Here is a 22,377-nt window from a genome sequence, read left to right on the forward strand (position 1 = left end):
CTTTCTCCATTGGATCGGCCTGCTGCCGGTCAGATCTCCTGGCGGGTCGGCCGGAACAGGATCTCGTTGATGTCGACGTCGTCCGGCTGGCTCATGGCGAAGGCCACCATATTGGCGAAGGAGCCGGCGGGGATGGCGGTGCTCTCGTAGAACGAGCGGATGCCCTCGGCGACGTCCGGTTCGGTGATGCTGCCGGGCAGCTCGCTTTGGACCGCGCCCGGCGAGATCACGGTGGTCCGGATGTCGTAGGGCTTGACCTCCTGCCGCAGCCCTTCGGAGATCACCCGCACCGCCGTCTTGGTCGCGGCGTACACGGCGCTGCCGGGGCGCACCTTGTGGCCGGCGACCGACGAGACGTTGATGATGTGGCCGCTGCGCCGGGCCTTCATGTGCGGCAGCGCGGCGGCGATGCCGTAGAGCACCCCCTTGAGGTTCACGTCGATCATCCGCTCCCAGTCCTGCACCTTGCCGCGTTCGAGTGGCGAGTGCGGCATCAGCCCGGCATTGTTGACGATCACGTCGATCCGCCCATGCAGCTGCACCGCCCGGTCCACGAGATGCTGGACCTGCTCGAACCTGGTGACGTCGGTCTGCACGGCGGCGTCACCGTCCAGCGCAAGCTCCTCCGCCAGCGCCTGCAGCCGCTCCAGCCGCCGCGCGCCCAGCACCAGCCTGGCGCCGTCACGGGCCAGGCGGCGGGCCGTCGCCTCGCCCAGCCCGCTGCTGGCCCCGGTGATGACCACCACCTTGCCTGCGATGCCGTCTGTCATCGGTCTCTCTCCAGTGCTTCGAGAGGCAGATCAGTCGAGGTTCTTCTGGTCGAGGAACTTCGACATCTGGTCTGCGACTTCGAGATTGTTCAGGTCCGAGAACGGGAAATGCGTGTTGCCGCGAATGCCGATCTCAGGCAGGTGCACCACGGTCACGTCGCCGCCATGGCGATTGACGGCGTCCCGCCACAGCCGCGCCATCTCCAGCCGCACGCGCCACTGGTCCGGCCCCGGCTCGGCCACGGGCGTGTCGGGGATGTTGTCGCCGTAGAAGACGATGATCGGGATCTCCGTCAGCCGCTGGAACTCCGGCAGGGAGATGCTCTCCGCCTCCAGCGGACCGTTGGCACTTTGCCTCGGCGGCGGCGCTTCCCCCTCCGGGAAGACGAAGCCGCTGCCCGGTTCGTAGGCCACGATCGCGCGCACGTTCCGGCTCTTGATCGCGGTGCGCCAGCCCGGCCCGCCGGCCTGCGAATGGGTGACGAGAATTCCGGGCCCGATCCTGTCGAACAGGGCCGCGGTCGCGTCCGAGACCACCGCGACATCGAAGGGACCCGTGTTCGGGGTCATCTGGCGGAAGTACTGGTTCAGCGACTCCGGGTCGTGCGGGAACTGGACGCCGGGAAAGTGGTTCGGCTATAGCCCGACGCGAAAGATGTCGAACCATCTCTGCTCGTCGGGCGTCGGCGTGATGGTGACCGGCTGCGTGCTGCGCCCGGCATCGCCGCGCCGGGGCTGATCGATCACATAGACGCCGAAGCCGCGGCGCAGGAAGATGGTCTGGTAGCCCTCGCGACCGTCCGGCGTGGTTTCCCAGGTCTTCGAGAACTGGCCGGCGCCGTGCCAGAGCACGAGGGGCAGCGGCCGCGCGTCGACCGGCACCTGATAGAACACATAGGCGTGATCGCCGTGAAACGTCTGCCCGGCAGGCGACGGCTTGTAGGGATCATAGGTGCCCGGAGCGCTGATCGTGGTTCCGCCGATGGCGAAGCTGCCCTGCTCCTGGATGACAAGGGGCGCGGGCTTCTCGTTGGCGAGAGCCACGGCGCTCAGCGACGGAATGATGCCGATCGAGACGGACAGGAGTGCGGCGAACAAGATCCGAGGCTTCGATGTCATAGGCTGATCCCGTCAATCTCGCTGCGTTCGACCGCAAATCTGGTGAGCGAAACGGCACGCGATTAGATGGTATAATCTGCATGAACCTATGACGGGTGCTCATGAATGCCGCGCGAGAACCTGAATGACCTCCTTGCTTTCCTGGCAGTCGCGCGCGAGCGCAGCTTCACCCGGGCGGCGGCGCAGCTCGGCGTGTCCCAGTCGGCGCTCAGCCACACCATCCGCGGGCTCGAGGAACGGCTCGGCCTGCGGCTCCTGACCCGCACCACGCGCAGCGTCGCCCCGACGGAGGCCGGCGAGCGTCTGGTCCTGAGCATCGGGCCGCGCTTCGAGGAGATCGACGCCGGGCTGGCCGCGCTGAGCGCGCTGCGGGACAAGCCGGCCGGCACCGTCCGCATCACCGCGGGCGAGCATGCGGCCAACACGATCCTGTGGCCGGCGGTGGCGAAGCTGCTGCCCGACTATCCGGACATCCGGATCGAGATCGCCGTCGACTACGCCCTCACCGATATCGTCGCGGAGCGCTACGACGCCGGAATCCGCCTCGGCGAGCAGGTGGCGAAGGACATGATCGCGGTCCGCATCGGCCCGGACATGCGCATGGCGGTCGTCGGCTCGCCGTCCTATTTCGGCAAGCGGCCGCCACCGCGGACGCCGCACGAGCTGACGGCCCACAACTGCATCAATATGCGCCTTCCCACCTATGGCGGGCTGTACGCCTGGGAGTTCGAGCGCGACGGGCGCGAGCTGAAGGTGCGGGTCGAGGGGGCGCTGGTGTTCAACACCGGCGTCCTGCGGCTGAACGCGGTGCTGGACGGGCTCGGTCTGGCCTATCTGCCCGAGGACCAGGTGCGGGATCACGTCGCGGCAGGCCAGCTGGTCCACGTGCTGGCCGACTGGTGCCCGCCGTTCCCGGGCTATCACCTGTACTATCCCAGCCGCCGGCAGTGCTCGCCGGCCCTGTCCGTGCTGATCGATGCGCTGCGCTACCGGGGAGACCCGCGCCCGCATTGATGAGCCCGGTCGATAGCTCCATGCGTCTTCGGGCCTCTAATCGCCGGCCGCCGCCCGGCCCATCTCCCGAGCTCCCCGGATGATGGACGGAGAGTGATCGATGAAGCTGCCCGCCACCCTGCTCGCGATGGCCTCTCTGGCCGCTTCGGCCCAGGCGGATGAACGGAGGCCGGCGGTCCCGCGGGTGGCCCCGCCCGATGTCCGGGCGACCGTGCCGGCGCTGGCCGACTACACCGACGAGGTGCTGTTCGCGGATGTCTGGGCCAGGCCCGGCCTGTCGCCGCGCGACCGCAGCCTGGTCACGATCGCGGCCCTGATCGCGACGGGCCAGACCGCGCAGCTGACGGGCCACATGAACCGGGGGATCGACAACGGCTTGACCCGGGCCCAGTTGTCTGAGGTCATCACCCATCTCGCCTTCTATGCCGGCTGGCCCAGGGCGATGTCCGCGGTCCCGGTGGCCAAATCGGTGTTCGAGGCGCGCGGGCTGCCACCGGGAGAGACCGCCGGCCCCGAGACGCAAGGGAGCACGACATTGGATATCGTTCGCCACGGCTCGACGCCGGCCCAGCCCGGCCCGGCGGAGTACTTCACCGGCACGGTCCGGATCGCCTCGCGCTTCCAGCGCCCCGATCCGGCGCGGGTCGGCGGCGCGATCGTCAGCTTCGAGCCCGGCGCCCGCACCGCCTGGCACACCCATCCGCTGGGCCAGACGCTGATCGTCACCTCCGGCCAGGGCTGGGTACAGCGCGAGGGCGGCCCGGTCGAGGAGATCCGCCCCGGCGACGTGGTCTGGATCCCGCCGGGTGAGAAGCACTGGCACGGCGCGACCGCGACCTCGGCCATGACCCATGTCGCCGTCGCGGAGGCGGTCGACGGCAAGAGCGTCGACTGGCTGGAGCACGTCTCCGACGACCAGTACGGCGCCGCCCGAAGCGGAGGCTGAGCCGCGACGGGCCGTCCGCGGTCGGCTGATCGCCGAGGCTCCGGCACCGCTTCTGGCGTTTCCTCGGATTCGGCGTAAAATCGGGCCATGAGCGAAGTCCAGGCCCTGTTCGCGGCCCTGCGGCAATCTGCCGACGGGGAGGCTGCGGCAGCGGTGGAGCGGCTGGTGCAGGACGGGCCGGACCGCGCGCTCTGCCGCGTCAACGTCTTCGACTTCGCGGCGCACACCGGGATCGATATCGAGCGCGCCATCGCGGTGTTCCTGCACGCCGCGCGCCTCGGCCTGTTCGAGCTGTCCTGGAACGTGCTCTGCCCCGGCTGCGGCGGCGTCCTGGACGCCGGCGCCACGCTGAAGTCGCTGGACCGCGAGGAATACCACTGCGCTCTCTGCGCCGCGGGCTACGAGCCCACGCTCGACGAGATGGTGGAGGTGGCCTTCACCGTGAGCCCGCGGGTGCGCCGGATCGGGGCGCACGACCCCGACACGCTTCCGCCGGTGGAGTATTGCCGTCAGGTGTTCTGGGGATCCGGCGTCGATCTGCCGTCGAATTTCGAACAGCTGATCGAGGACATCACGCTCGATTTCGTCGAACTGCCGGCCGGCGAGAAGGCGCTCCTGTCGCTGCAGCTGCCGGCGGAGTTCCTCATCGTCTTCGATCCCGTCAGCCATGCGACGCAGTTCCTCGACGTGAAGGGCGAGCCCACGCGCGACCGCCAGACGCTGTCCTTCATCATCGATCCGGTGCACCGGCCGAACGAGACCATCCCGCTGCGGCCCGGTCCGCTGCGCCTCTCCGTCGAGAACCGGACCGGCCGCCGCGTGCTGGCGGGGGTCTGGATCGCCGGGCCCGCGCTGCACGACCTGCTCGGCCGGCGCAAGCCGTTCCTGACCGCCAAGCGCCTGCTCACCAACCAGACCTTCCGCGACATCTACCGGACCGACACGCTCGATATCGACCAGCGGCTCAGGATCACGAGCATGACCTTCCTGTTCACCGATCTCAAAGGGTCGACGGCGCTGTACGAGCGCGTCGGCGACCTGGCCGCCTTCGACCTGGTGCGCGCCCATTTCCGCGTGCTGCACGAGATCGTCGCGGCCGAGGCCGGCGCCGTGGTCAAGACCATCGGTGACGCCGTGATGGCCACCTTCCCGACGCCCGACCGGGCCGTGGCCGCCGCGCTGCGCATGCGCGACGCCATGGGCCGCCTGAACGATGCGCATGCGAACGAGGACCTGGTGCTCAAGATCGGCATCCACGAGGGGCCGTGCCTCGCGGTCACGCTGAACGAGCGCCAGGACTATTTCGGCCAGACCGTCAACATCGCCTCCCGCGTGCAGACCCTGGTGAATTCACGCGCCATCTTCGCGACGGAGGCGGTGGTGAAGGATTCCGATACCGCAAGGCTGCTGCAGGCCGGCGGCATCGAGCCGGTCCCGCAGCGCCACACGCTGCGCGGCATCGCCAACGAGTTGACGCTCTACGAGATCCCTTAGCTTCCGGGGAAACGCGGCGGGTGCTCGATGGGCCCCGCTCGGTGTCGAGCCGAACCCGCGCGTCGTCCCGCGAGCCGGCCTCAGCCGCGGCGCTTCCGCCCGGGCCGGCGGACGGCTCTCACCAATCCGCTCTTGCCGCTGCCGCAGAAGAACTGGTCGCCGCCGTCGGATTCCAGGCCTGACACGAACGTTCCGGCCGGCATCTCCAGGCTCTCCAGGACCTTCCCCGACTGCGGATCGATCCGCCGCAGCTCGCTCTCGTCGGCCTCCCAGGTGGCGTGCCACAGCTCGCCGTCCACCCAGCTGACGCCGGTGACATGGCGGTTGGATTCGATGGTGCGCAGCACCTTGCCGGTCTCCGGATCGAGCTGGTGGATCTTGCACTCCCGGTACTGCCCGACCCAGAGCGTCCCTTCGGCCCAGGCGAGGCCCGAATCCCCGCCGCCGCCGGGCGCCGGGATGGTGGCCAGCACCCGGCCGGTCTCCGGGTCGATCTTCTGGATCCTACTCTCGGCGATCTGGAACAGGTGCCGGCCGTCGAAGGCCGTGCCCGCATGCGCCGCCACGTCGAGCGAGCGCACCATCTTGCCGCTCTTCGGGTCGAGGGCGTTGAGCCTGTCGCCGGAGGCGAACCAGACATGCTCGCCGTCATAGGTGACGCCGGCCACCTCGTCGACGCCCGGAAACGGCCCGTATTCGCGGATGATGTCGGCCATGGATTGTTTCCCTGATCGTTTCATGGGGTCAGCCTAGCCGTCGGGCAGCGGGGCCGGGAGTAACAAGGCCGTCGTGAAACCGGGCAGGGGCGGGGTCACCCAGCGGCGCGCCCGGCCCTGGCCGAAGAACTGCACCTTGCCGGCTTCCGCAAGCACGTCGAGCGCGCGCTGCACCGTGCGCTGGCTGGCGTCGAGCGCCAGCGCCAGGGCCGAGCTGGACCAGGATTCGCCGTCGGCGAGGAAGGCCAGCACCGCTGCGTGCCGCTCCTCCACCGGCCGGGCCAGCACCAGGACCTCGCGGCCGGGCCGCGGCACCAGGGCGTAGCCGCGCGCCGTCGCGTGCAATTCCGCCAGCGGCCGCAGCGCCGCGCGCAGCCGCCCGATCTCGACCCGCAGCCGCGCCCGATGCGACTCGTCGGCGAACTTCGCGCCGAAGGCCCGCTGCAGCAGCGTGCCCCTCGGCACATCGCCGGGCCAGGCTTCGCCCAGGGCGCGGGCGAGCGCGAACAGCACCGGGCGCCGGGCCAGCGGCACCGCGGTGCCGGCCTCCCGCACGACATGGCGGCACGCATCCACGACCAGCGCCGGCGACATCAGCAGCGCCTCGACCTCCTCCAGCCGCAGCGGGCGCTCCCGGCCGCGCGCGATCAGGCGTGCCGCGGGCGCCTCCAGCATGCGGGACGCGCTCTCGACCTCGGCCGACAGCGCCGGGATCCGGGCGAGGCGGGCGGCGTGCTCGGCCCGGGCCAGCGCGGCACGCGCCGGCGCCGTCCGCAGGCGCCGCATCGCGATCCCCGCGGCCACCAGCTCATGGGCAGTGCGCCAGGCCGGCGGAAAGGGCGCGGGGTCGAGCTCGGCCAGCGCCTGCTCGGCCTCGTCGAGCCGCCCGATCAGCAGCAGGCGCCGGATCGCGAGGGTGCGCGCATGGGCGGCGTTCAGCCGGTCGCCATGCGCTTCCAGCGTCGCCCGCGCCGCGTCCAGCGCCTTGGGCGGCCAGCCCAGGTCGCGCGAGGCCAGCGCGACCTCGGCCTCGGCGACGATGCAGCGGGCGCGGGCCACGGCCTCCTTCGTCCCGAAGGCGCGGGCCGCCCGCCGCAGCAGGGCCTTCGCCCGGGTGAGGTCGCCCAGCTGCGCCATGGCGATGCCGCGCAGCGCCAGCGCCGGGGCGTCGTCGCGCAGCGCGACCCGGTTCAGGGCACCGAGCGGATCGCCCGCGGCGAGAGCGCGCCCCGCCGCCGTGATCAGCGAGTCCATCGGAATCCCGTCACACTTGTCACTCCCCGCTGTCCGCTCCCCGGCGCCAGTCTAACCCATGACCACCGGACACCAATGGAGAGTGGAACGATGACGACGCACCCGACCGGAACCCGCGAGGAATGGCTGGCGGCGCGGCTCGGCCTGCTGGCGGCGGAAAAGGAGCTGACGCGGCAGAGCGACGAGCTGGCGCGGCGGCGGCAGGACCTGCCCTGGGTCCGGATCGACAAGGACTACCGGTTCGAGACCGACGGCGGCACCGCCTCGCTGAAGGACCTGTTCCAGGGGCGGTCGCAGCTCCTGGTCTATCACTTCATGTTCGGGCCCGACTGGAAGGCGGGCTGCCCGTCCTGCTCGATGATCGCGGACAGCTTCAACGGCTTCGCGGTCCATCTCGCCAATCACGACGTGATGCTGTGGGCGGTGTCGCTGGCGCCGCTGGCGAAGCTGCAGGCTTACAAGCAGCGGATGGGATGGACCTTCCCCTGGGCCTCCTCGCTCGGCGGCGACTTCAACCACGACTTCAACGTCTCCTTCACCGAGGAGCAGCAGCGCGGCGGGGCCATCGAATACAACTTCCGGCGCGGCGGCCATGCGATGGACCTGGTCCCGGCGCCGGAGCCGATCGTCCAGTTCGCGGCCGCCTGCGGCACCGACGCGCCCAGCTACAATCGCGACCGGCCGGGCCTGAGCGCATTCGCCCTTCAGGACGGCGCCGTCCACCACACCTATTCCGCCTATGCCCGCGGGCTCGATGCGCTGTGGGCGTCGTATCAGTGGCTCGACCGTGCCCCCAGGGGACGCAACGAGGCCGGGATCTGGTGGCGCCGCCGCGACGAGTACGCCCATGGCTGACCTCGCGATGCCCCGCCGGCCGCTCGGCGCGGCCGGCTGGCTGCACCTCGCCGCCACGCCGACCTTCGCCGTCATGGCGCTGGTCACGGGCCTGTCCGGGGGCGAGGCGGATGTCCTCTGCTCGGCCGCGGGCATGTCGCCGCTGGGCGGGATGGTGCCGATGTACCTGCTGATGAGCGTCTTTCACGCGGCGCCCTGGCTGAGGCTGGTCGGACGAGGAGAGAAGGAATGAGCGAGCCCTGGACCGGCGGATGCGCCTGCGGCGCGATCCGCTACGAGATCGCGGCCGAGCCGATCTTCATGAACGACTGCCAGTGCCGCGACTGCCAGCAGCGGAGCGGTACCGGCCACGGCTCGTACCTGACCTTCCTGAGCGCCGGGGTGAAGAAGCTTCAAGGCGAGGCCACGCGCTGGGACATCGTCGCCGACAACGGCAACGTGAAGAGCCATGCCTTCTGTCCCGCCTGCGGATCGCCGGTCTACCTGACCTCCGCGGCCAAGCCCGATGTCTTCACCGTGCACGCCGCCAGCCTCGACGATCCGGCCCGGTTCAGGCCGCAGGTCGTGACCTACCGCATCCGCGGCCATGCCTGGGACCGCATCGACGAGGCCCTGCCGCAATTCGAGAAGATGCCGCCGATGTGAGATGCGGTGTGACCGAAGCCGATCTCCGGCCGGGCCGCGCACCGATCATCGCAGCCGCATGCGGCCGGTCACGGCGGATCCGCCAGGTCGACGGTCCGCCCGGCCCCGGCGCTGCGATAGGCGGCCTCGAGCAAAGCGAGCGTCTTGAGATTGTCGCGGCCGGAGGTCGCCGGCTCCCGCCCGTCGCGCAGGCAATCGACCCAGTGCTGCTGGATCGCCGCGACGCTCTCCTGGATGTTGTGCCAGGGCCGCGCGGCCCAGGGCAGCAGGCGGGGCGGGACATCGACCGTCTCGCTGCCGTCGCGGCCGGTCACCACCATGCGGTAGCCCTGGCTGAGCCGGATGGTGCCGGCGCTGCCGTCGACCTCGACCAGCGTCTCCGGGAAGGGCTCGGTCTCCAGCCGCGTGGCGTAGGAGCAGTCGACCACCGAGGTCACCCCGCCGGCATGGTCCAGCAGCATGGTCGCGACATCCTCGCCGCGGATCGCCGGGTTGACCCGCCGGGTCCGGGCGGTGAGCCGCGTCGCGTCGCCGAACAGGAAGCGGGCGATGTCGAGGATGTGGATGCCCAGGTCCTCAATGATGAAGCGCTCGCCGGTGGCGAGGTAGGGCTGGCCGGAGAACACGTCATAGGCCGAGCGGAAGGAGACGCGGCCCCAGAACACCTCGCCGATCCGGCCGGACTCGATCACCCGGCGCACCGCCTGGATCGGCGACTGCCAGCGGAAGTTCTCATGCACCATCAGGGCCACGCCGGCCGCCTCGCAGGCCGCGACCATGGCCTTCGCGTCGTCCAGCGTGGCGGCGAAGGGCTTCTGGCAGATCACCGGCACCCGGTACCGGGCGGCCAGCTCGACCAGCGGCCGGTGGCTTGGCACCGTGGTGGCGATGTCGACGAAATCCGGCGTCTCGCGCGCCAGCATCTCTTCGGCATCGGCATACAGCCGGGCGATGCCGAAATCGCGCCCCGCCGCCTCCAGCCGGGCCGGGTCGCGGTCGCACAGCGCCGTGATCTCCGCGCCCTCGACGTCGCGCCAGGCGTGCAGCTGGTTGACGGCGAAGAAGCCGCAGCCGATCAGGGCGCCGCGCAGCATGTCAGCCCTCCCGCGCCATGCGCCGCAGCACCACGCGCTGCTGCAGCCGGCGCTGCGCCTGGTCGACCACCACCGCGGCGATGATCACGAGGCCCTTGATCACGGTCTGCCAGAACGAGCTGACGCCCATCATCACGAGGCCGTCCGACAGGATGCCGATGACGAAGGCACCGATGATGGTGCCGCCGATGGTGCCGCGCCCGCCCGACATCGAGGTGCCGCCCAGCACCGCCGCGGCGATGGCGTTCAGCTCGAAGGTCTCGCCCGTCGCCGGATGCGAGGCCATCAGCTGCGAGGAGATGATCAGCCCGACCAGCGCGGCGCAGAAGCCGGAGAACATGTAGACGAACAGCTTCACCCGGTTGACCCGGACGCCGGACAGGCCCGACGCGCGCTCATTGCCGCCGACGGCGAAGATGTGCCGGCCCAGCGGTGTCCGCGCGGCGAGATAGGCGGCCCCGGCCGCGACCAGGATCAGGAGCCAGATGGTCAGCGGCAGCCCCAGCAGCGTGCCGGCGCCGAGCGTGGCAAAGCCGGTGGTGCCGTGCTCCGGCTTGCCCGCGAGGTTGGGGAAGGTGCTGCCGTCGGACAGCAGCATCGCCGCACCGCGGGCGACATACAGCGTGCCCAGCGTGGCGATGAAGGGCGCCACCTTCAGCCGGGTGATCAGGAGGCCGTTGACCGCGCCGATCAGCACCCCGAGGGCGAGGGTGATCAGCATGATCTCCGGCACGTTGAAATAGAGGGTGTAGCCGAAGCCGAGGGCCGACAGGTCGATGCCGTGCAGGATCAGCCCGCCCGCCACCATGCCGCACAGCCCGACGATCGACCCGACCGACAGGTCGATGCCGCCGGTGATGATGACGAAGGTCATGCCGATCGCCAGGAAGGCGTTCAGCGCCACATGCTTCGACATCAGGATCAGGTTGGCGGTGCTGAGGAAGTTCGGCGCGATGGCGGAGAACACGATCAGCACCGCGAACAGCGCGATGAAGGTGCGCAGCTTCATCAGATGGAGCGCGATGGCGTCGCCGCTCCAGCCCTCGGCCGCCTTGTCCGCTGCCATCATGCGTGCGCCTCCCTCAAGACTTGGTCCGGCCCGTGCCCGGCGGCGGAGGCCGCAACGACGCGGTCCTCGGTCGCGTCGGCGCGGTCGAACACCTCGACCAGCCTGCCGTTGCTCATCACCGCGATCCGGTCCGACAGCGCCATCACCTCTTCGAGGTCCGATGTCGCGAACAGGATGCCGAGGCCCTGGGCCGCGAGGTCGCGCATCACCCGGAAGATCTCGGCCTTGGCGCCGACATCGATGCCGCGGCTGGGCTCGTCCATCAGCAGCACCCTGGGGTTGGTCATCAGCGCCTTGCCGATCACCACCTTCTGCTGGTTGCCGCCCGACAGCGCGCTGACCTCGATGGCCGGATCCGATACCTTGATCGCCAGCTCGCGGATCGACCGCCGCGCCGCCTCGGCCTCCGCCCCTCGCCTCAGATGGAAGCCGCGCAGGAAGCGCCGCAGGCTGGACAGGGTCAGGTTCTCGGCCACCGACAGGATCGGCACCAGCCCGTCGCGCTGCCGGTCCTCCGGGATGATGGCGAGGCCGCGGCGGATCCGCCCGGTCACGTCGCGCGCCGTCACCCGCTCGCCGTCGAGATAAATGGCGCCGCGAGCGAAGGCATGGCGCCCCATGATGCAGTCGAACAGCTCGGTCCGCCCGGCGCCCATCAGCCCGTAGAGGCCGAGGATCTCGCCCGCCCGCAGCGACAGCGAGACATGGTCGACGGCATAGCCGCCGGTGGCGCGCGGCAGGCAGATCGTCTCGGCCCGGAAGATCTCCGGCCCCGGCGGCCGGTCGCCCGGCGCGGCGAAATCCGTCATGGCGGAGCCGACCATCTGCCGCACGATCCAGGGCACGTCGATCCGGCCCATCCGCTCATGGCCGGTGATGCGCCCGTCGCGCAGCACGGTGATGTGGTCGCCGATCCGCACCAGCTCCTCCAGCCGGTGCGAGATGTAGACGATGGCGACACCCTGCGCCTTCAGCTCGGCGATCACCCGGAACAGGATCTCGACCTCGGCGGCGCTGAGGGCCGAGGTCGGCTCGTCCATGATCAGGATGCGGGCATCCTGCGCCAGCGCCTTGGCGATCTCGACGATCTGCTGCTGGCCGATGCCGAGGTCGCCGACCTCGGCGCGCGGGTCGATGTCGTGCTCCAGCCGACGCAGCAGCTCCGCCGCCCGGCGGTTCTGGCCGCGATGGTCGATGCCGCGCAGCCCGCCCGTCAGCTCGCGGGCCATGAAGATGTTCTCCGCCACCGACAGGTTGGCGCAGAGGTTCAGCTCCTGGAACACGATGCCGATGCCGTGCCGGGCGGCGTCCTGCGGGCTGTGCAGCATCGCCGGCCGGCCGTCGACCACGATCCGGCCCTCGGTCGGCTGCTCGACCCCGGCGATGATCTTCATCAGCGTCGACTTGCCGGCGCCGTTCTCGCCGACCAGCACGTTGACCGCGCCGCGATGCACGGTGAAGTCGACGCCCTTCAGCGCTACCGTGCCGGGATAGACCTTGGTCACCCCCTCGACCTGGAGGGCAGGGGCCTCGGTCACGGCGCCGCCTCCAGGCTCAGCTCGGCCGGGGTGACCAGCGGCTTCGCCTTCGGGTCGTCGAGGGTGAAGACGCCCAGCAGCGTCACTTTCCGCCCCACCAGCTTGTCCCGCGGCAGGGCGCCCAGGGCGGCATTGTAGATGTGCGCGTTCAGCGCCTTGCCGAACTTGGCGTATTCGATCTGGTTGGCGAAGCTGTTGAACGAGATGAAGTCCAGGCTGTCGCGCAGCGCCGTGCCCTTGAACACCGGGCCGATCTGGACCGTCAGGTCGGAGGTGCCGTCGCCATCCGCGTCGACCTCGATGGTCGCCGCCCGCATGCTGGTATCGGCCGCCGTGATCCCGCCCTCGACCGTCGCCGCCACGGTCCAGGGCATGCTGTCCACCGCCCGGTAGCCGAAGCGCTTCCCGGCCTCGTCCGGGGCCAGCGCCCGCACTTCGGCGAAAGAACCTGCCTTGGCCTTGAGATACGGCAGCAGCTTCGGCTGCCAGATCTCCTCGACCGTCTTCTCGGGGTCGAAGGCCGGATTGTCGAAGGAGGTCGCGACGCTGCCCGCCGCCGAGGCCACCTGCGGCGGCTCGTTCTTCACGAGCTTGCAGGCGGCCAGCGGCAGGCCGGCGGCCAGGATCGCGATCACCAGGCGTCGGGCCATATCGGGACTCCCGCCTCAACCTCCCGTCACTTCATCGCGAAGGTTTCCAGCTTGCCGGCGTTGTCCGGCGTGATCAGCAGGCAGTCCATCAGCTGCTTCTCGGGCTGTCCGGTCTTGCCCGTCTTGAGGTACTGGTCGGCCTGCTCGACCGCCAGCTCGGCCTGGCGATAGGCCGGCTGCAGCACGGTGGCCTTGATCCCGCCCTGCTTGATCGAATCCCGCACGTCGTTGCTGCCGTCGAAGCCGACCAGGATCACGTCGGTGCGGCCGGCGGCGGTCAGCGCCGCCCAGGCGCCCATCGCCATGGTGTCGTTGCCGGAGATCACGCCCTTGATGTCGGGATGGGCCTGCAGGATCGACTCCATCTTCGAGAACGCCTCGGTCTGGCTCCAATTGGCCGACTGGCGGGCGACCATCTTCAGGTCGGGATAGTCGTCGATGACGTCGTGATAGCCCTGCGAGCGGATGCCGGCATTGGTGTCGGCCTCGCGCCCGACCAGCTCGGCATAGTTGCCCTTCTCGCCCATCAGCTTGACGAACTCCTGCGCGCCCAGCTGGGCGCCTTGGTAGTTGTTCGACACGATCTGCGCGACGGCGACGCCGGTGACGTTGATCTCGCGGTCGATCAGGAAGGACGGGATGCCGGCGTCCTTCGCCTTCTGCACCGCCGCCACGGTGGCGTCGGCGCCGGCATTGTCCAGGATGATCGCCTTGGCGCCGCGGGCGATGGCGGTGTCGATCCGCTCCATCTGCTTGTTGGCGTCGTCGTCATGGACCAGGACGATGGTGTCGTAGCCCAGGGCCTCGGCCCGCTTCTGGGCGCCCTCGGCCTCCGCCTTGAAGAAGGGGTTGTCGTGCGACGGGGTGATGACGGCGATCAGGTCCGCCGCCTGCGCCATCGCGCCGAAGCCGAGAACCAGTGTGCCGGCGATACCCGCCGCGAGAAGCGCCTTGGTGAAACGCATATGATCCTCCCTGTGGATGTCGTTGATGTCGCCCGGTTCGGGCCTGCGGCCCGCCGGATCTCAGGTGATGCGTTGGATGCTGGCCGCGATCTCGTCGGGCTCGAACACCCGTTTCCAGTCCGGCCGCATCAGCACCGGCTTGCCGAACTCGATCGCCTTGTTGCAGGCGTCGGAGAACACGCCCTCGCGCTCGTCGAAGATGACGGAGGCCAGCACGTTCAGATGGCCCAGCAGGAAGTCGCGCGCCGCGTCGTGGGTGACGCCGCGCGCCACCACCTCGTCCATCGCCTCGCGCATCACCACCAGCAGGGTGGCGCAGACGGTCTCGGACAGGCCGGGCTCCAGCAGCGCCATCTGCTCGACCGAGACCCGGTGCGAGCGCATCACCGGGGCCCAGATGACTCTGGCGATCTCCTCGCCCAGCGCATAGGCCTCCTCCGGCCCCTGCATCAGGGCGGAGACGATGTGCTGCTTGGCCGCGATGCCGCCGAAATAGTCGGTCTTCGCCGCCATCTCGGTCTCGTCGTTGAAGATCGGCGGATGGCAGGGATGGGTTACGAAATAGGTCAGGTCGTCGCGCTTCGGCAGGTGCCCGGCGAAAGGCGCGGCCGCGTCCAGCGCAATCACCATGGTGCCGGGCCTGAGCTGCTTTTCGATCCCGGCGGCGACCCTACCGATCAGCGTGTCCGGCACGGCCAGGATCACCACATCGGCGCCGTCCAGCGCCGCCTCGGCCGGGACGCAGTCGACGCCAAGCTTGGCCTTCAGCTGGGCCCGGCCGGCGTCGCCGACCTCGACATGGCGCACGTCGAAACGCGACCCCTTCAGGTTGCTGGACAGCCGGAAGCCCATCTTGCCGCCAGCCCCGAACAGCGCGATCGACGTCATTGGGCGCCCTCTCTTGTCAGATCCTTGCCGAGACGAGTAAGACAACTGGTATGATGAGTCAATCAGCATGATTTGATCATCGGCGGATGGAGAGGGCAGGGGATGGAGCGCATCGAGGCCGACTACCTGATCGAGACGGCCTATGACCCGCGGGCGGCAGCCGAGGCGATGGCGGGCGAGCAGTCCTCCGGCACCTTCGTGGCGGTGCCGGGCGAGACGCCGGCATTGAAGGAGCGGTCGGCGGCGCGGGTCGAGCGGCTGGAGGTGGTCGGCGACGCCCCGGCGCCGTCGCTGCCCGGCGCGGGCGGGACAGGGCCCGTCGTCCGGGCGCGGGTGACCCTGTCCTGGCCTCTGGCCAATCTCGGCCCGTCGCTGCCGAACCTGATGGCGACCGTGGCCGGAAACCTGTTCGAGCTGAAGCAGTTCTCCGGCCTGAAGCTGCTCGACATCCGCCTGCCCGCGGCCTTCGCCGCGGCCTATGACGGCCCGCGCTTCGGCATCGCCGGCACCAGGCGCCTGGCGGGCGTCGAGGGCCGGCCGCTGATCGGCACCATCGTCAAGCCCAGCGTCGGGCTGGGGCCGCAGGAGACGGCCGATCTGGTGCGCACCCTGGCCGAGGCCGAGATCGACTTCATCAAGGACGACGAGCTGCAGGCCGACGGCCCGGCCTGCCCGTTCGAGGATCGTGCCCGCGCCGTGATGCGGGTGGTCAACGACGTCGCCGAGCGCAAGGGTCGCAAGGTGATGTTCGCCTTCAACCTGACCGGCGACCTGGACGAGATGCGGCGCCGGCACGACCTGGTGCAGGCGCTGGGCGGCACCTGCGTGATGGCCAGCGTCAACTCGGTCGGCCTCGCCGGCATGATCGCGCTCGGCCGCCACAGCGCGCTGCCGATCCACGCCCATCGCAACGGCTGGGGGTACCTGTCGCGCCACCCGCTGCTCGGCTTCAGCTTCACCGCCTGGCACAAGGTCTGGCGGCTGGCCGGGGCCGACCACATCCATGTCAACGGCCTGGCCAACAAGTTCTCGGAGGACGACGACAGCGTCATCGCCTCGGCCCGGGCCTGCCTGAACCCGCTGTTCCCGGACAAGCCGTGCCCGATCATGCCGGTCTTCTCCTCCGGCCAGACGGTGCGGCAGGCCCCGGGCACCTGGCAGGCGCTGGGCTCGACCGACCTGATCTTCGCCGCCGGCGGCGGCATCATGGCCCACCCCGCCGGCCCCGCGGCCGGCGTCGCCGCGTTGCGCGAGGCCTGGGAGGCCGCGGTCGAAGGTGTGCCGCTCGCCGACCACGCCGGCACCCGCCCCGCTTTGGCCCGGGCGCTGGAGGCGTACAAGGGATGAGAGCTTCTTTCGAGCTGGCCCCTGTTCATCTTAGTCCCCCCTCCCCTTGCGGGAGGGGGGCAGGGGGAGGGGTCGGCGCGCGTCCGCGCGCGAATGCGCTTTCGTACCGCTTTGCATGCGAGTCGGTTTGCCGCGGTCCAGGATCGGATCGAGCCGAGAGAATCCCCTCCCTCTATCCCCCTCCCGCGAGGGGAGGGGGGACTCGTTTGCTTTCCGGCGGGGTCCGCTTTAGCCCTCGAGGATGCGTGCATCCGACGGCGCAGGGAGAGGCCGCATGACCTCTTCCCTCCCTTCGGGCCCGCTCGTCTCCTGGTACGGCGACGACTTCACCGGCGCCGCCGCGGTGATGGAGGTGCTGACCTTCGGCGGCGTGCCTTCCGTGCTGTTCCTCGACGTGCCGACGCCGCAGCGCCTCGCCGCCTTTGCCGGCTACCGCGGCATCGGCATCGCCGGGGTGGCGCGATCGAAGGACCCGGCCTGGATGGAGCGGCACCTGCCGCCGGCCTTCGCCGCCCTGGCCGGGCTCGGCGCGCCGGTGGCGCAGTACAAGATCTGCTCCACCCTCGATTCCGCGCCCGATGTCGGCTCGATCGGCAAGGCCGTCGAGCTGGCCGTGCCGTGGCTCGGCGGCGCCTGGCATCCCTTCGTGGTGGCGGCGCCGGCGATCGGGCGCTGGCAGTGCTTCGGCAACCTCTTTGCCGCTTTCGATGGTGCGGTCCACCGCCTCGACCGGCACCCGACGATGAGCCGCCACCCGGTGACGCCGATGCACGAGGCCGATGTCCGGCGGCATCTGGCGCGGCAGACCGACCGCGCGATCGGTCTCGTCGACCTCACCGACCTCCGCTCCGGCGGGGGCGAGGCTGCGCTGCGGCGGGAGATCGAAATGGGCGCCGGGATCGTCGCCTTCGACGTGGCGGACGAGGCCGACCTCGCCGCCGTCGGCGGCCTGATCTGGCGGAACCGCGGCGACAGGCTGTTCGCGATCGGCTCCCAGGGGCTGGAATACGCACTGCTGGCTTACTGGCGAGAGGCCGGGCTGATCGAACCGCCCCCGCCAGTGCCGAGCGCCGGGGTGGTCGACCATGTTGCCGTCGTCTCCGGCTCCTGCGCGCCGCAGACCGCGGCCCAGATCGCGCATGCGCTGAAGCGCGGCTTCCAGCCCGTCCCGGTCGACGCCCGCCACGCTATCGACGCGACCGCCTGGGCCGGCGAGATCGGCCGGGCGGTGGAGGCGGCGCTGGCCGCGATCGGCGCCGGGCACGATCCGCTGCTGTTCACCGCCCGCGGCCCGGACGACCCGGCCGTGGCCGCGCTCAACGACGCGCTCGCCGCCTCCGGCGCCGATCCGGCCGCGGTCAACGAGCGCATCGGCACCGGCCTCGGCACCGCGCTGAAGCAGGTGCTGGGCCGGGCCGGGCTGAAGCGCGGCATCATCGCCGGCGGCGACACCTCGGGCTACGGCGCCGGCGTCCTCGGCATCCACGCCTTGACCGCGCTGGCGCCGACCATCCCCGGGGCCGCGCTGTTCAAGGCCCATGGCGACGATCCGGCTCTGGCGGGGCTGGAGATCGCGCTGAAAGGCGGTCAGATGGGCGCGCCCGACCATTTCCTGCGGATCAAGGCCGGGGGCGGATGACCGGCCGATACACCGCCGTCGCCGTCTCGTGGAACAGCTTCGCCTGGTCCTCCGGCGGCAGCGGCGCCAGGATCCGTTTGAAGCCGGTGAAGATGTCGTCGAAGCGGCCGCACAGGCGGTCGACCGGGAAGTTGCTGGCGACCATCGCCCGGTCGGGCCCGAACATCGCCACTGTCTCGCGCACGATCCAGCCATTGGCCTCGGCGGTCCAGGGCAGGCCCGGCCGGCCGAGGCCGGAGATCTTGACCGCGACATTGGGCCATTCCGCCAGCCGGGCCATGGCCCGGTGCCAGCCGTGCAGCCCCTCCTCGCTGCGGTCGGCCGGCAGGCCGGTGTGGTTCAGCACGATCAGGGTCTTCGGGAAGTCGCGCGCCAGCGCCTCGGCCTCGGGCAGCACCCACCAGGCGGCCTGCAGGTCGAAATGCAGCCCGGCGCCTTCCAGCAGGGCATAGCCGCGGCGCCAGCCTTCGTCCGCCATCAGGCTGCGGCCCGCCTCGCCCGGCCACGCCGGCCCGCCCGGCTTGTGGCGTACGCTGCGCACCAAGGGGAAGCCGGCCTGGGCCCGCAGCACCTCCGGCCAATCGGCCCGGTCCAGCCAGCCCTGGGCGATGATGGCGTTGGGCCGGCCGGTCCGCGCCGCGAGGTCCGACACCCAGCGGGTCTCGCCGATGGGATCGGCGGGGTCCCATTCGGCCTCCATATAGACAGTGGCGCGGATGTCGTGGCCGCGCGAATCCTCGGCATAGTCCTGCGGCAGGTAGCGCCGCTTGATCGGCGTGTAGTCGCCGTAGCGGAAGGGGATCCGGGCCTCCGGCCGCAGCCAGGGATGGTGCCCGTCCTCCGGGATCCAGAAATGCTGGTGGGCGTCGACGATCGGGCCGGTCCAGAGAGCGGGTTCCATCATCGGGCGGCTCCGCGGCGGGCGAAGGGGATGGCCAGTGTGCCGGCCACATAGGTCGCGGCGCAGCCGGCGAAGAAGGTCAGCACGGCGGCATAGGCGCCGGTGGCCTGCAGGATCAGCCCGGCGGCGATCGGCACCACGATGCCGCCGACGCTGCCGGCGCAGTTCATGAAGCCGCCGACCGTGCCCTCCTTGCCCGGCGGCGCCAGCATCGCCGGCAGGCTCCAGTACAGGCTGCCGAAGCACAGCAGGAAGTCGGTCGCGGCCAGCAGGGCCACCGCCGCCCCCGCCTCGGCGACATGCGGCAGCAGCAGGAAGCCGGCCAGGGTGCCGAGGCCGGAGACGGTCAGCAGCAGCTTCAGCGCCACGCCGCGCCGCAGGCCGCGCTTCTGCAGCGCGTCGGCCAGGAAGCCGGCGGTCAGGGCGCCCAGGAAGCCGGCGCCGAAGATCACGAAGGTGGCGGCGCCCATCGCCTTCAGGTCCAGCCCGCGCGCCTGGGCCAGGTAGCTCGGCCCCCAGGTCAGCAAGCCGAAATTCATCATCGCCCAGCCGAAGCGGCCCAGCATGATCGGGGCGACGACCCGGGCGGCGACCGTATCGCCGGTCCGGCCCTTCTCCGCCGCCTCCTGCGGCGCCGGGGCGCGGATATGTGCCAGCTCGGCCGCGTTGACGCCGGGATGCTTGGCCGGGTCGTCGCGCAGCAGCCGCCAGGCGGCGAAGCCCAGCCCGATGGTGACGATGCCGGCGATGCCGAAGGCCAGGCGCCAGGACTCGAGGGCGTAGATCAGCCAGGCGATGGCGGCCCCGCCCAGCGCAGCGCCGAGATAGCTGCCGCTGTCCATGATCACCGCGCCGCGCGCCCGCTCCTGCGGCGCCAGCCACAGCGCGTTCAGCTTGCCGCCGGCGGGGAACAGCGGCGCCTCCGACACGCCGAGGCCGATCCGGGTCAAGAGCAGGGTGAAGCCGTTCACTGCGAACATCGCCGCGGTCTGGAACACGCCCCACAGCAGGGTCGACCCGGCGATGATCCGGCTCGGCCCCATCCGGTCGATCAGCCAGCCGCCGGGGATCTGCAGCAGCGCGTAGCTCCAGAAGAAGGCGCTCAGCAGCACGCCCTGCATCGTCGGCGACAGCTCCAGCTCCTTGGCGATCGTCGGCATGCCGACCGACAGCGAGGTGCGGTCGGCCAGGTTGATCACCGTCAGCACGGCGACGAAGGCGAACACCTTCCAGCGCACCGCGGTCGGCGTCTCGGCCCGCTCCGCCGCCGTGATTCCGATCTGCGCCATCGCGTCCTCCCTCAGGCGGTTCTTCAGTTCGTGCCGATGCGGAACAGGCGACCCGGCCGCGCCGCGCCCAAGACACGGCCGATCAGCGGCCAGGCCAGCATGACGAGGCCCAGCGTGGTGATGCTGCCGACCAGGGCGTTCGACCAGAACACCGACAGGCTGCCGCCGGACATGATCATCGACTGGCGGAACGCGTCCTCCGCCTTGTCGCCCAGCACCATGGCCAGCACGAGGGGCGCGATCGGGTAGTCGAGCTTCTTGAAGACGTAGCCGGCGATGCCGAAGGCCAGCACCAGCCCCATGTCGAAGGGCGAGTTGGCGACGGTGTAGGCGCCGGCGAAGCACACCACCACGATCACCGGCCCGATGACGGCGAAGGGGATGCGCAGGATGGCGCTGAACACCGGCACGGTCGCCAGCACCAGGGCGACGGCGACGACGTTGCCCAGATACATGCTGGCGATCAGGCCCCAGACGAAGTCCGGCTGGTCGATGAACAGCATCGGGCCGGGCGTCAGGCCCCAGATCATCAGCCCGCCCATCATGACGGCGGCGGTGGCCGATCCGGGCACGCCCAGCGCCAGCATCGGCAGGATGGCGCAGGTGCCGGCGGAGTGGTCCGCGGCCTCGGGCGAGACGATGCCGGCCGGCTCCCCCTTGCCGAAGCCCTCTTTCCGCCGGGCGAAGCGCCGGGCCAGGCCGTAGCTCATGAAGCTGGCGGCGGTCGGCCCGCCCGGGGTGATGCCCATCCAGCAGCCGACCAGCACGCTGCGCAGCAACGCCAGCCATTGCCGCGGCAGCTCGCGCATGGCGCGGCCGACGTCGCGCAGCCCGACCCGGGCGCGGATGCCGTCGAAGCGCAGCCCTTCCTCCATGGTCAGGATCAGCTCGCCGATGCCGAACAGGCCGATCACCGCGACCAGGAAGCTGATGCCCTTGATCAGGTCGACGAGGCCAAAGGTCAGGCGCAGGTTGCCGGAGACGGTGTCCATCCCGACCGTGGCGAAGGCGAAGCCCAGCATCATCGACACCACGGTCTTCACCGGCGACCCGCTGCCCATGCCGACGAAGGAGGCGAAGGCCAGGAAGTAGACGGCGAAGAATTCCGGCGAGCTGAAGCGCAGCGCGAACTGCGCCACCCAGCCGGACAGCAGGGTGATGACCACCACCCCGGCCAGGGCGCCGAAGCCGGCCGACAGGAAGGCCAGGGTCAGCGCCCGCGCCGCCTGGCCGGCCCGGGCCATCGGATAGCCGTCGAAGGTGGTGGCGACCGAGGACGGCTCGCCCGGGATGTTGAACAGGATCGAGGTGGTGGACCCGCCGAACAGCGCGCCCCAGTACATGCAGCTCAGCAGGATGATGGCCGAGACCGGGTCCATGGCGAAGGTCAGCGGCAGCAGCAGCGACACGCCGTTCGGCGCGCCGAGGCCGGGCAGCACCCCGACCAGGATGCCGAGCATCACGCCCAGCACCATCAGCATCAGGTGATAGCCGCTCAGCACCGTGCCGAAGCCGTCGACGAGATGGGCGAGATTGTCCACGAGGCGTCTCCGGATGTCAGGCGAGGCCGAGCCAGGCCTCGACCGGGCCCTTCAGCAGCGGCACCTGGAACCAGGTCTCGAACACCAGCCACAGCAGCGCGGCGACGCCGAGCCCGACCGGCACGGCCGTCCGCAGCCGGTAGCCGCCCTGCAGTCGCATCACCCCGGCGAGGTAGAGGGCGGAGGCGACATAGAGGCCGAGCGGGATCGACAGCGCGACGAAGGCCGCCATCGGGCCGAAGAAGGCGGCGACCCGGCGCAGCCGCACGCCATCCAGGAACGTGCTGCCGTCGCGGGCCCGGATCGCCTGCACCAGGGTGCCCAGGCTGCCGGCGACGATGATCAGGCCGACGGCGAAGGGGAAGGTGCCGGGCTCGGGCCCCGCCTCGTTCCAGCCGATGCCGCCCTGCAGCCCGCCGATGGCGGCCGCGGCGCCGACCGCGCCGGTGGCCGCCGAGGCCGCGCATTCCATCGCGAAGCGGGAGATCCCGCCGCCTTCAGGTTCATGACGTTGATCGATCACCTGTCGGACCCTTTTTTAGTCCCCCCTCCCCTTGCGGGAGGAGGGTTGGGGGAGGGGTCTGCGCGCGTCCGCGCGCGAATGGGCAGAGCACCGAATTCTCCGTCCGCGCCGGTTTGCGAC

General features: G+C 70.6%; 23 protein-coding genes and 1 pseudogene. 9 read left to right on the plus strand and 15 right to left on the minus strand.

Features of this window, described 5'->3' with window-relative positions; translation table 11 throughout:
- Nucleotides 1-29 precede the first annotated feature (29 nt).
- The 3 genes from ACFW16_RS30505 to ACFW16_RS30515 all read right to left on the minus strand — a co-directional run bounded on the left by ACFW16_RS30505 (nt 30) and on the right by ACFW16_RS30515 (nt 1,889).
- Nucleotides 30-770 carry an SDR family oxidoreductase gene (locus ACFW16_RS30505; protein WP_380312354.1) on the minus strand — a complete coding sequence of 247 codons (741 nt, stop codon included), beginning with the start codon at nt 768-770 and terminating at the stop codon, nt 30-32.
- A gap of 30 nt (nt 771-800) precedes the next feature.
- The gene (locus tag ACFW16_RS30510) at nt 801-1,340 is read right to left on the minus strand and encodes a hypothetical protein (protein WP_380312356.1); all 540 of its coding nucleotides are present in this window, start codon (nt 1,338-1,340) and stop codon (nt 801-803) included.
- A gap of 66 nt (nt 1,341-1,406) precedes the next feature.
- Entirely contained in the window at nt 1,407-1,889 is a 483-nt protein-coding gene (locus ACFW16_RS30515) for a hypothetical protein (protein WP_380312359.1), read from the minus strand.
- A gap of 105 nt (nt 1,890-1,994) precedes the next feature.
- On the opposite strand from ACFW16_RS30515, the gene ACFW16_RS30520 reads away from it, so the two are divergent.
- The 4 genes and pseudogenes from ACFW16_RS30520 to ACFW16_RS30535 all read left to right on the plus strand — a co-directional run bounded on the left by ACFW16_RS30520 (nt 1,995) and on the right by ACFW16_RS30535 (nt 5,343).
- Nucleotides 1,995-2,903: a LysR family transcriptional regulator gene (locus tag ACFW16_RS30520; protein WP_380312361.1), complete on the plus strand. Its 909-nt coding sequence runs from the start codon at nt 1,995-1,997 to the stop codon at nt 2,901-2,903.
- Between the two features lie 127 nt (nt 2,904-3,030).
- Nucleotides 3,031-3,357 (plus strand): annotated as a pseudogene (locus ACFW16_RS30525) (carboxymuconolactone decarboxylase family protein); the annotation flags it as partial.
- Between the two features lie 81 nt (nt 3,358-3,438).
- Nucleotides 3,439-3,849, plus strand: coding sequence for a cupin domain-containing protein (locus tag ACFW16_RS30530; RefSeq protein ID WP_380312402.1), 411 nt, complete (start codon nt 3,439-3,441; stop codon nt 3,847-3,849).
- Nucleotides 3,850-3,936: 87 nt separating this feature from the next.
- Entirely contained in the window at nt 3,937-5,343 is a 1,407-nt protein-coding gene (locus ACFW16_RS30535; RefSeq protein ID WP_380312363.1) for an adenylate/guanylate cyclase domain-containing protein, read from the plus strand.
- Nucleotides 5,344-5,423: 80 nt separating this feature from the next.
- Here ACFW16_RS30535 and ACFW16_RS30540 read toward each other — a convergent pair whose 3' ends face one another.
- Nucleotides 5,424-6,059 carry a PQQ-binding-like beta-propeller repeat protein gene (locus tag ACFW16_RS30540; protein ID WP_380312365.1) on the minus strand — a complete coding sequence of 212 codons (636 nt, stop codon included), beginning with the start codon at nt 6,057-6,059 and terminating at the stop codon, nt 5,424-5,426.
- A 33-nt stretch (nt 6,060-6,092) separates the two neighbouring features.
- On the minus strand, nt 6,093-7,313 hold the full coding sequence (locus ACFW16_RS30545; RefSeq protein ID WP_380312367.1) for a hypothetical protein: 1,221 nt from the start codon (nt 7,311-7,313) through the stop codon (nt 6,093-6,095).
- A gap of 90 nt (nt 7,314-7,403) precedes the next feature.
- On the opposite strand from ACFW16_RS30545, the gene ACFW16_RS30550 reads away from it, so the two are divergent.
- The 3 genes from ACFW16_RS30550 to ACFW16_RS30560 are packed head-to-tail and all read left to right on the plus strand — an operon-like array spanning nt 7,404 to nt 8,813.
- A complete protein-coding gene (locus tag ACFW16_RS30550) occupies nt 7,404-8,168 on the plus strand; it encodes a DUF899 domain-containing protein (protein ID WP_380312369.1) in 765 nt (254 codons plus the stop codon).
- Nucleotides 8,161-8,400 carry a hypothetical protein gene (locus ACFW16_RS30555; protein ID WP_380312371.1) on the plus strand — a complete coding sequence of 80 codons (240 nt, stop codon included), beginning with the start codon at nt 8,161-8,163 and terminating at the stop codon, nt 8,398-8,400. The genes ACFW16_RS30550 and ACFW16_RS30555 overlap by 8 nt, the downstream gene beginning before the upstream one ends.
- Complete coding sequence (locus ACFW16_RS30560) at nt 8,397-8,813, plus strand: GFA family protein (protein WP_380312373.1); 417 nt, start codon at nt 8,397-8,399, stop codon at nt 8,811-8,813. Before ACFW16_RS30555 ends, ACFW16_RS30560 begins: the two co-directional genes overlap by 4 nt.
- 68 nt (nt 8,814-8,881) lie before the next feature.
- Here the strand turns inward: ACFW16_RS30560 and ACFW16_RS30565 are convergent, their stop codons facing one another.
- From ACFW16_RS30565 to ACFW16_RS30590, 6 genes are read right to left on the minus strand one after another with little or no spacing between them, the layout of a single operon-like run.
- On the minus strand, nt 8,882-9,907 hold the full coding sequence (locus ACFW16_RS30565; RefSeq protein WP_380312375.1) for a Gfo/Idh/MocA family protein: 1,026 nt from the start codon (nt 9,905-9,907) through the stop codon (nt 8,882-8,884).
- A 1-nt stretch (nt 9,908) separates the two neighbouring features.
- Nucleotides 9,909-10,976, minus strand: coding sequence for an ABC transporter permease (locus tag ACFW16_RS30570; RefSeq protein WP_380312377.1), 1,068 nt, complete (start codon nt 10,974-10,976; stop codon nt 9,909-9,911).
- Nucleotides 10,973-12,514, minus strand: a complete 1,542-nt coding sequence (locus tag ACFW16_RS30575) for a sugar ABC transporter ATP-binding protein (protein WP_380312379.1) — start codon at nt 12,512-12,514, stop codon at nt 10,973-10,975. Before ACFW16_RS30575 ends, ACFW16_RS30570 begins: the two co-directional genes overlap by 4 nt.
- Entirely contained in the window at nt 12,511-13,164 is a 654-nt protein-coding gene (locus ACFW16_RS30580; RefSeq protein WP_380312381.1) for a DUF2291 family protein, read from the minus strand. The genes ACFW16_RS30575 and ACFW16_RS30580 overlap by 4 nt, the downstream gene beginning before the upstream one ends.
- A gap of 26 nt (nt 13,165-13,190) precedes the next feature.
- Entirely contained in the window at nt 13,191-14,129 is a 939-nt protein-coding gene (locus tag ACFW16_RS30585) for a D-ribose ABC transporter substrate-binding protein (protein WP_380312383.1), read from the minus strand.
- A 60-nt stretch (nt 14,130-14,189) separates the two neighbouring features.
- Nucleotides 14,190-15,017, minus strand: a complete 828-nt coding sequence (locus ACFW16_RS30590) for a phosphogluconate dehydrogenase C-terminal domain-containing protein (RefSeq protein ID WP_380312385.1) — start codon at nt 15,015-15,017, stop codon at nt 14,190-14,192.
- A gap of 102 nt (nt 15,018-15,119) precedes the next feature.
- Between ACFW16_RS30590 and ACFW16_RS30595 the strand changes: the two genes are divergently transcribed.
- A complete protein-coding gene (locus tag ACFW16_RS30595) occupies nt 15,120-16,364 on the plus strand; it encodes a ribulose-bisphosphate carboxylase large subunit family protein (RefSeq protein ID WP_380312387.1) in 1,245 nt (414 codons plus the stop codon).
- A gap of 274 nt (nt 16,365-16,638) precedes the next feature.
- Nucleotides 16,639-18,003 (plus strand): four-carbon acid sugar kinase family protein, encoded by a 1,365-nt coding sequence (locus ACFW16_RS30600; protein ID WP_380312389.1) that lies wholly within the window; start codon nt 16,639-16,641, stop codon nt 18,001-18,003.
- Here ACFW16_RS30600 and ACFW16_RS30605 read toward each other — a convergent pair.
- From ACFW16_RS30605 to ACFW16_RS30620, 4 genes are read right to left on the minus strand one after another with little or no spacing between them, the layout of a single operon-like run.
- Nucleotides 17,984-18,907 (minus strand): amidohydrolase family protein, encoded by a 924-nt coding sequence (locus ACFW16_RS30605; RefSeq protein WP_380312392.1) that lies wholly within the window; start codon nt 18,905-18,907, stop codon nt 17,984-17,986. The genes ACFW16_RS30600 and ACFW16_RS30605 overlap by 20 nt on opposite strands.
- Nucleotides 18,904-20,193, minus strand: coding sequence for an MFS transporter (locus tag ACFW16_RS30610; protein ID WP_380312394.1), 1,290 nt, complete (start codon nt 20,191-20,193; stop codon nt 18,904-18,906). The genes ACFW16_RS30605 and ACFW16_RS30610 overlap by 4 nt, the downstream gene beginning before the upstream one ends.
- 23 nt (nt 20,194-20,216) lie before the next feature.
- A complete protein-coding gene (locus ACFW16_RS30615; protein WP_380312397.1) occupies nt 20,217-21,734 on the minus strand; it encodes a tripartite tricarboxylate transporter permease in 1,518 nt (505 codons plus the stop codon).
- A gap of 16 nt (nt 21,735-21,750) precedes the next feature.
- Nucleotides 21,751-22,257: a tripartite tricarboxylate transporter TctB family protein gene (locus ACFW16_RS30620; protein WP_380312400.1), complete on the minus strand. Its 507-nt coding sequence runs from the start codon at nt 22,255-22,257 to the stop codon at nt 21,751-21,753.
- Nucleotides 22,258-22,377: the final 120 nt, after the last annotated feature.

Origin of the sequence: Inquilinus sp. NPDC058860, assembly GCF_042743185.1 — a bacterium.
In the GTDB taxonomy this organism is placed as follows: domain Bacteria; phylum Pseudomonadota; class Alphaproteobacteria; order DSM-16000; family Inquilinaceae; genus Inquilinus.

Bases quoted from the DNA above. Each gene is read 5' to 3' on its own strand.
- ACFW16_RS30505 (WP_380312354.1), bottom strand. From the start codon at position 770: ATGACAGACGGCATCGCAGGCAAGGTGGTGGTCATCACCGGGGCCAGC.
- ACFW16_RS30510 (WP_380312356.1), bottom strand. From the start codon at position 1,340: ATGACCCCGAACACGGGTCCCTTCGATGTCGCGGTGGTCTCGGACGCG.
- ACFW16_RS30515 (WP_380312359.1), bottom strand. From the start codon at position 1,889: ATGACATCGAAGCCTCGGATCTTGTTCGCCGCACTCCTGTCCGTCTCG.
- ACFW16_RS30520 (WP_380312361.1), top strand. From the start codon at position 1,995: ATGCCGCGCGAGAACCTGAATGACCTCCTTGCTTTCCTGGCAGTCGCG.
- ACFW16_RS30535 (WP_380312363.1), top strand. From the start codon at position 3,937: ATGAGCGAAGTCCAGGCCCTGTTCGCGGCCCTGCGGCAATCTGCCGAC.
- ACFW16_RS30540 (WP_380312365.1), bottom strand. From the start codon at position 6,059: ATGGCCGACATCATCCGCGAATACGGGCCGTTTCCGGGCGTCGACGAG.
- ACFW16_RS30545 (WP_380312367.1), bottom strand. From the start codon at position 7,313: ATGGACTCGCTGATCACGGCGGCGGGGCGCGCTCTCGCCGCGGGCGAT.
- ACFW16_RS30550 (WP_380312369.1), top strand. From the start codon at position 7,404: ATGACGACGCACCCGACCGGAACCCGCGAGGAATGGCTGGCGGCGCGG.
- ACFW16_RS30555 (WP_380312371.1), top strand. From the start codon at position 8,161: ATGGCTGACCTCGCGATGCCCCGCCGGCCGCTCGGCGCGGCCGGCTGG.
- ACFW16_RS30560 (WP_380312373.1), top strand. From the start codon at position 8,397: ATGAGCGAGCCCTGGACCGGCGGATGCGCCTGCGGCGCGATCCGCTAC.
- ACFW16_RS30565 (WP_380312375.1), bottom strand. From the start codon at position 9,907: ATGCTGCGCGGCGCCCTGATCGGCTGCGGCTTCTTCGCCGTCAACCAG.
- ACFW16_RS30570 (WP_380312377.1), bottom strand. From the start codon at position 10,976: ATGATGGCAGCGGACAAGGCGGCCGAGGGCTGGAGCGGCGACGCCATC.
- ACFW16_RS30580 (WP_380312381.1), bottom strand. From the start codon at position 13,164: ATGGCCCGACGCCTGGTGATCGCGATCCTGGCCGCCGGCCTGCCGCTG.
- ACFW16_RS30585 (WP_380312383.1), bottom strand. From the start codon at position 14,129: ATGCGTTTCACCAAGGCGCTTCTCGCGGCGGGTATCGCCGGCACACTG.
- ACFW16_RS30590 (WP_380312385.1), bottom strand. From the start codon at position 15,017: ATGACGTCGATCGCGCTGTTCGGGGCTGGCGGCAAGATGGGCTTCCGG.
- ACFW16_RS30595 (WP_380312387.1), top strand. From the start codon at position 15,120: ATGGAGCGCATCGAGGCCGACTACCTGATCGAGACGGCCTATGACCCG.
- ACFW16_RS30600 (WP_380312389.1), top strand. From the start codon at position 16,639: ATGACCTCTTCCCTCCCTTCGGGCCCGCTCGTCTCCTGGTACGGCGAC.
- ACFW16_RS30605 (WP_380312392.1), bottom strand. From the start codon at position 18,907: ATGATGGAACCCGCTCTCTGGACCGGCCCGATCGTCGACGCCCACCAG.
- ACFW16_RS30610 (WP_380312394.1), bottom strand. From the start codon at position 20,193: ATGGCGCAGATCGGAATCACGGCGGCGGAGCGGGCCGAGACGCCGACC.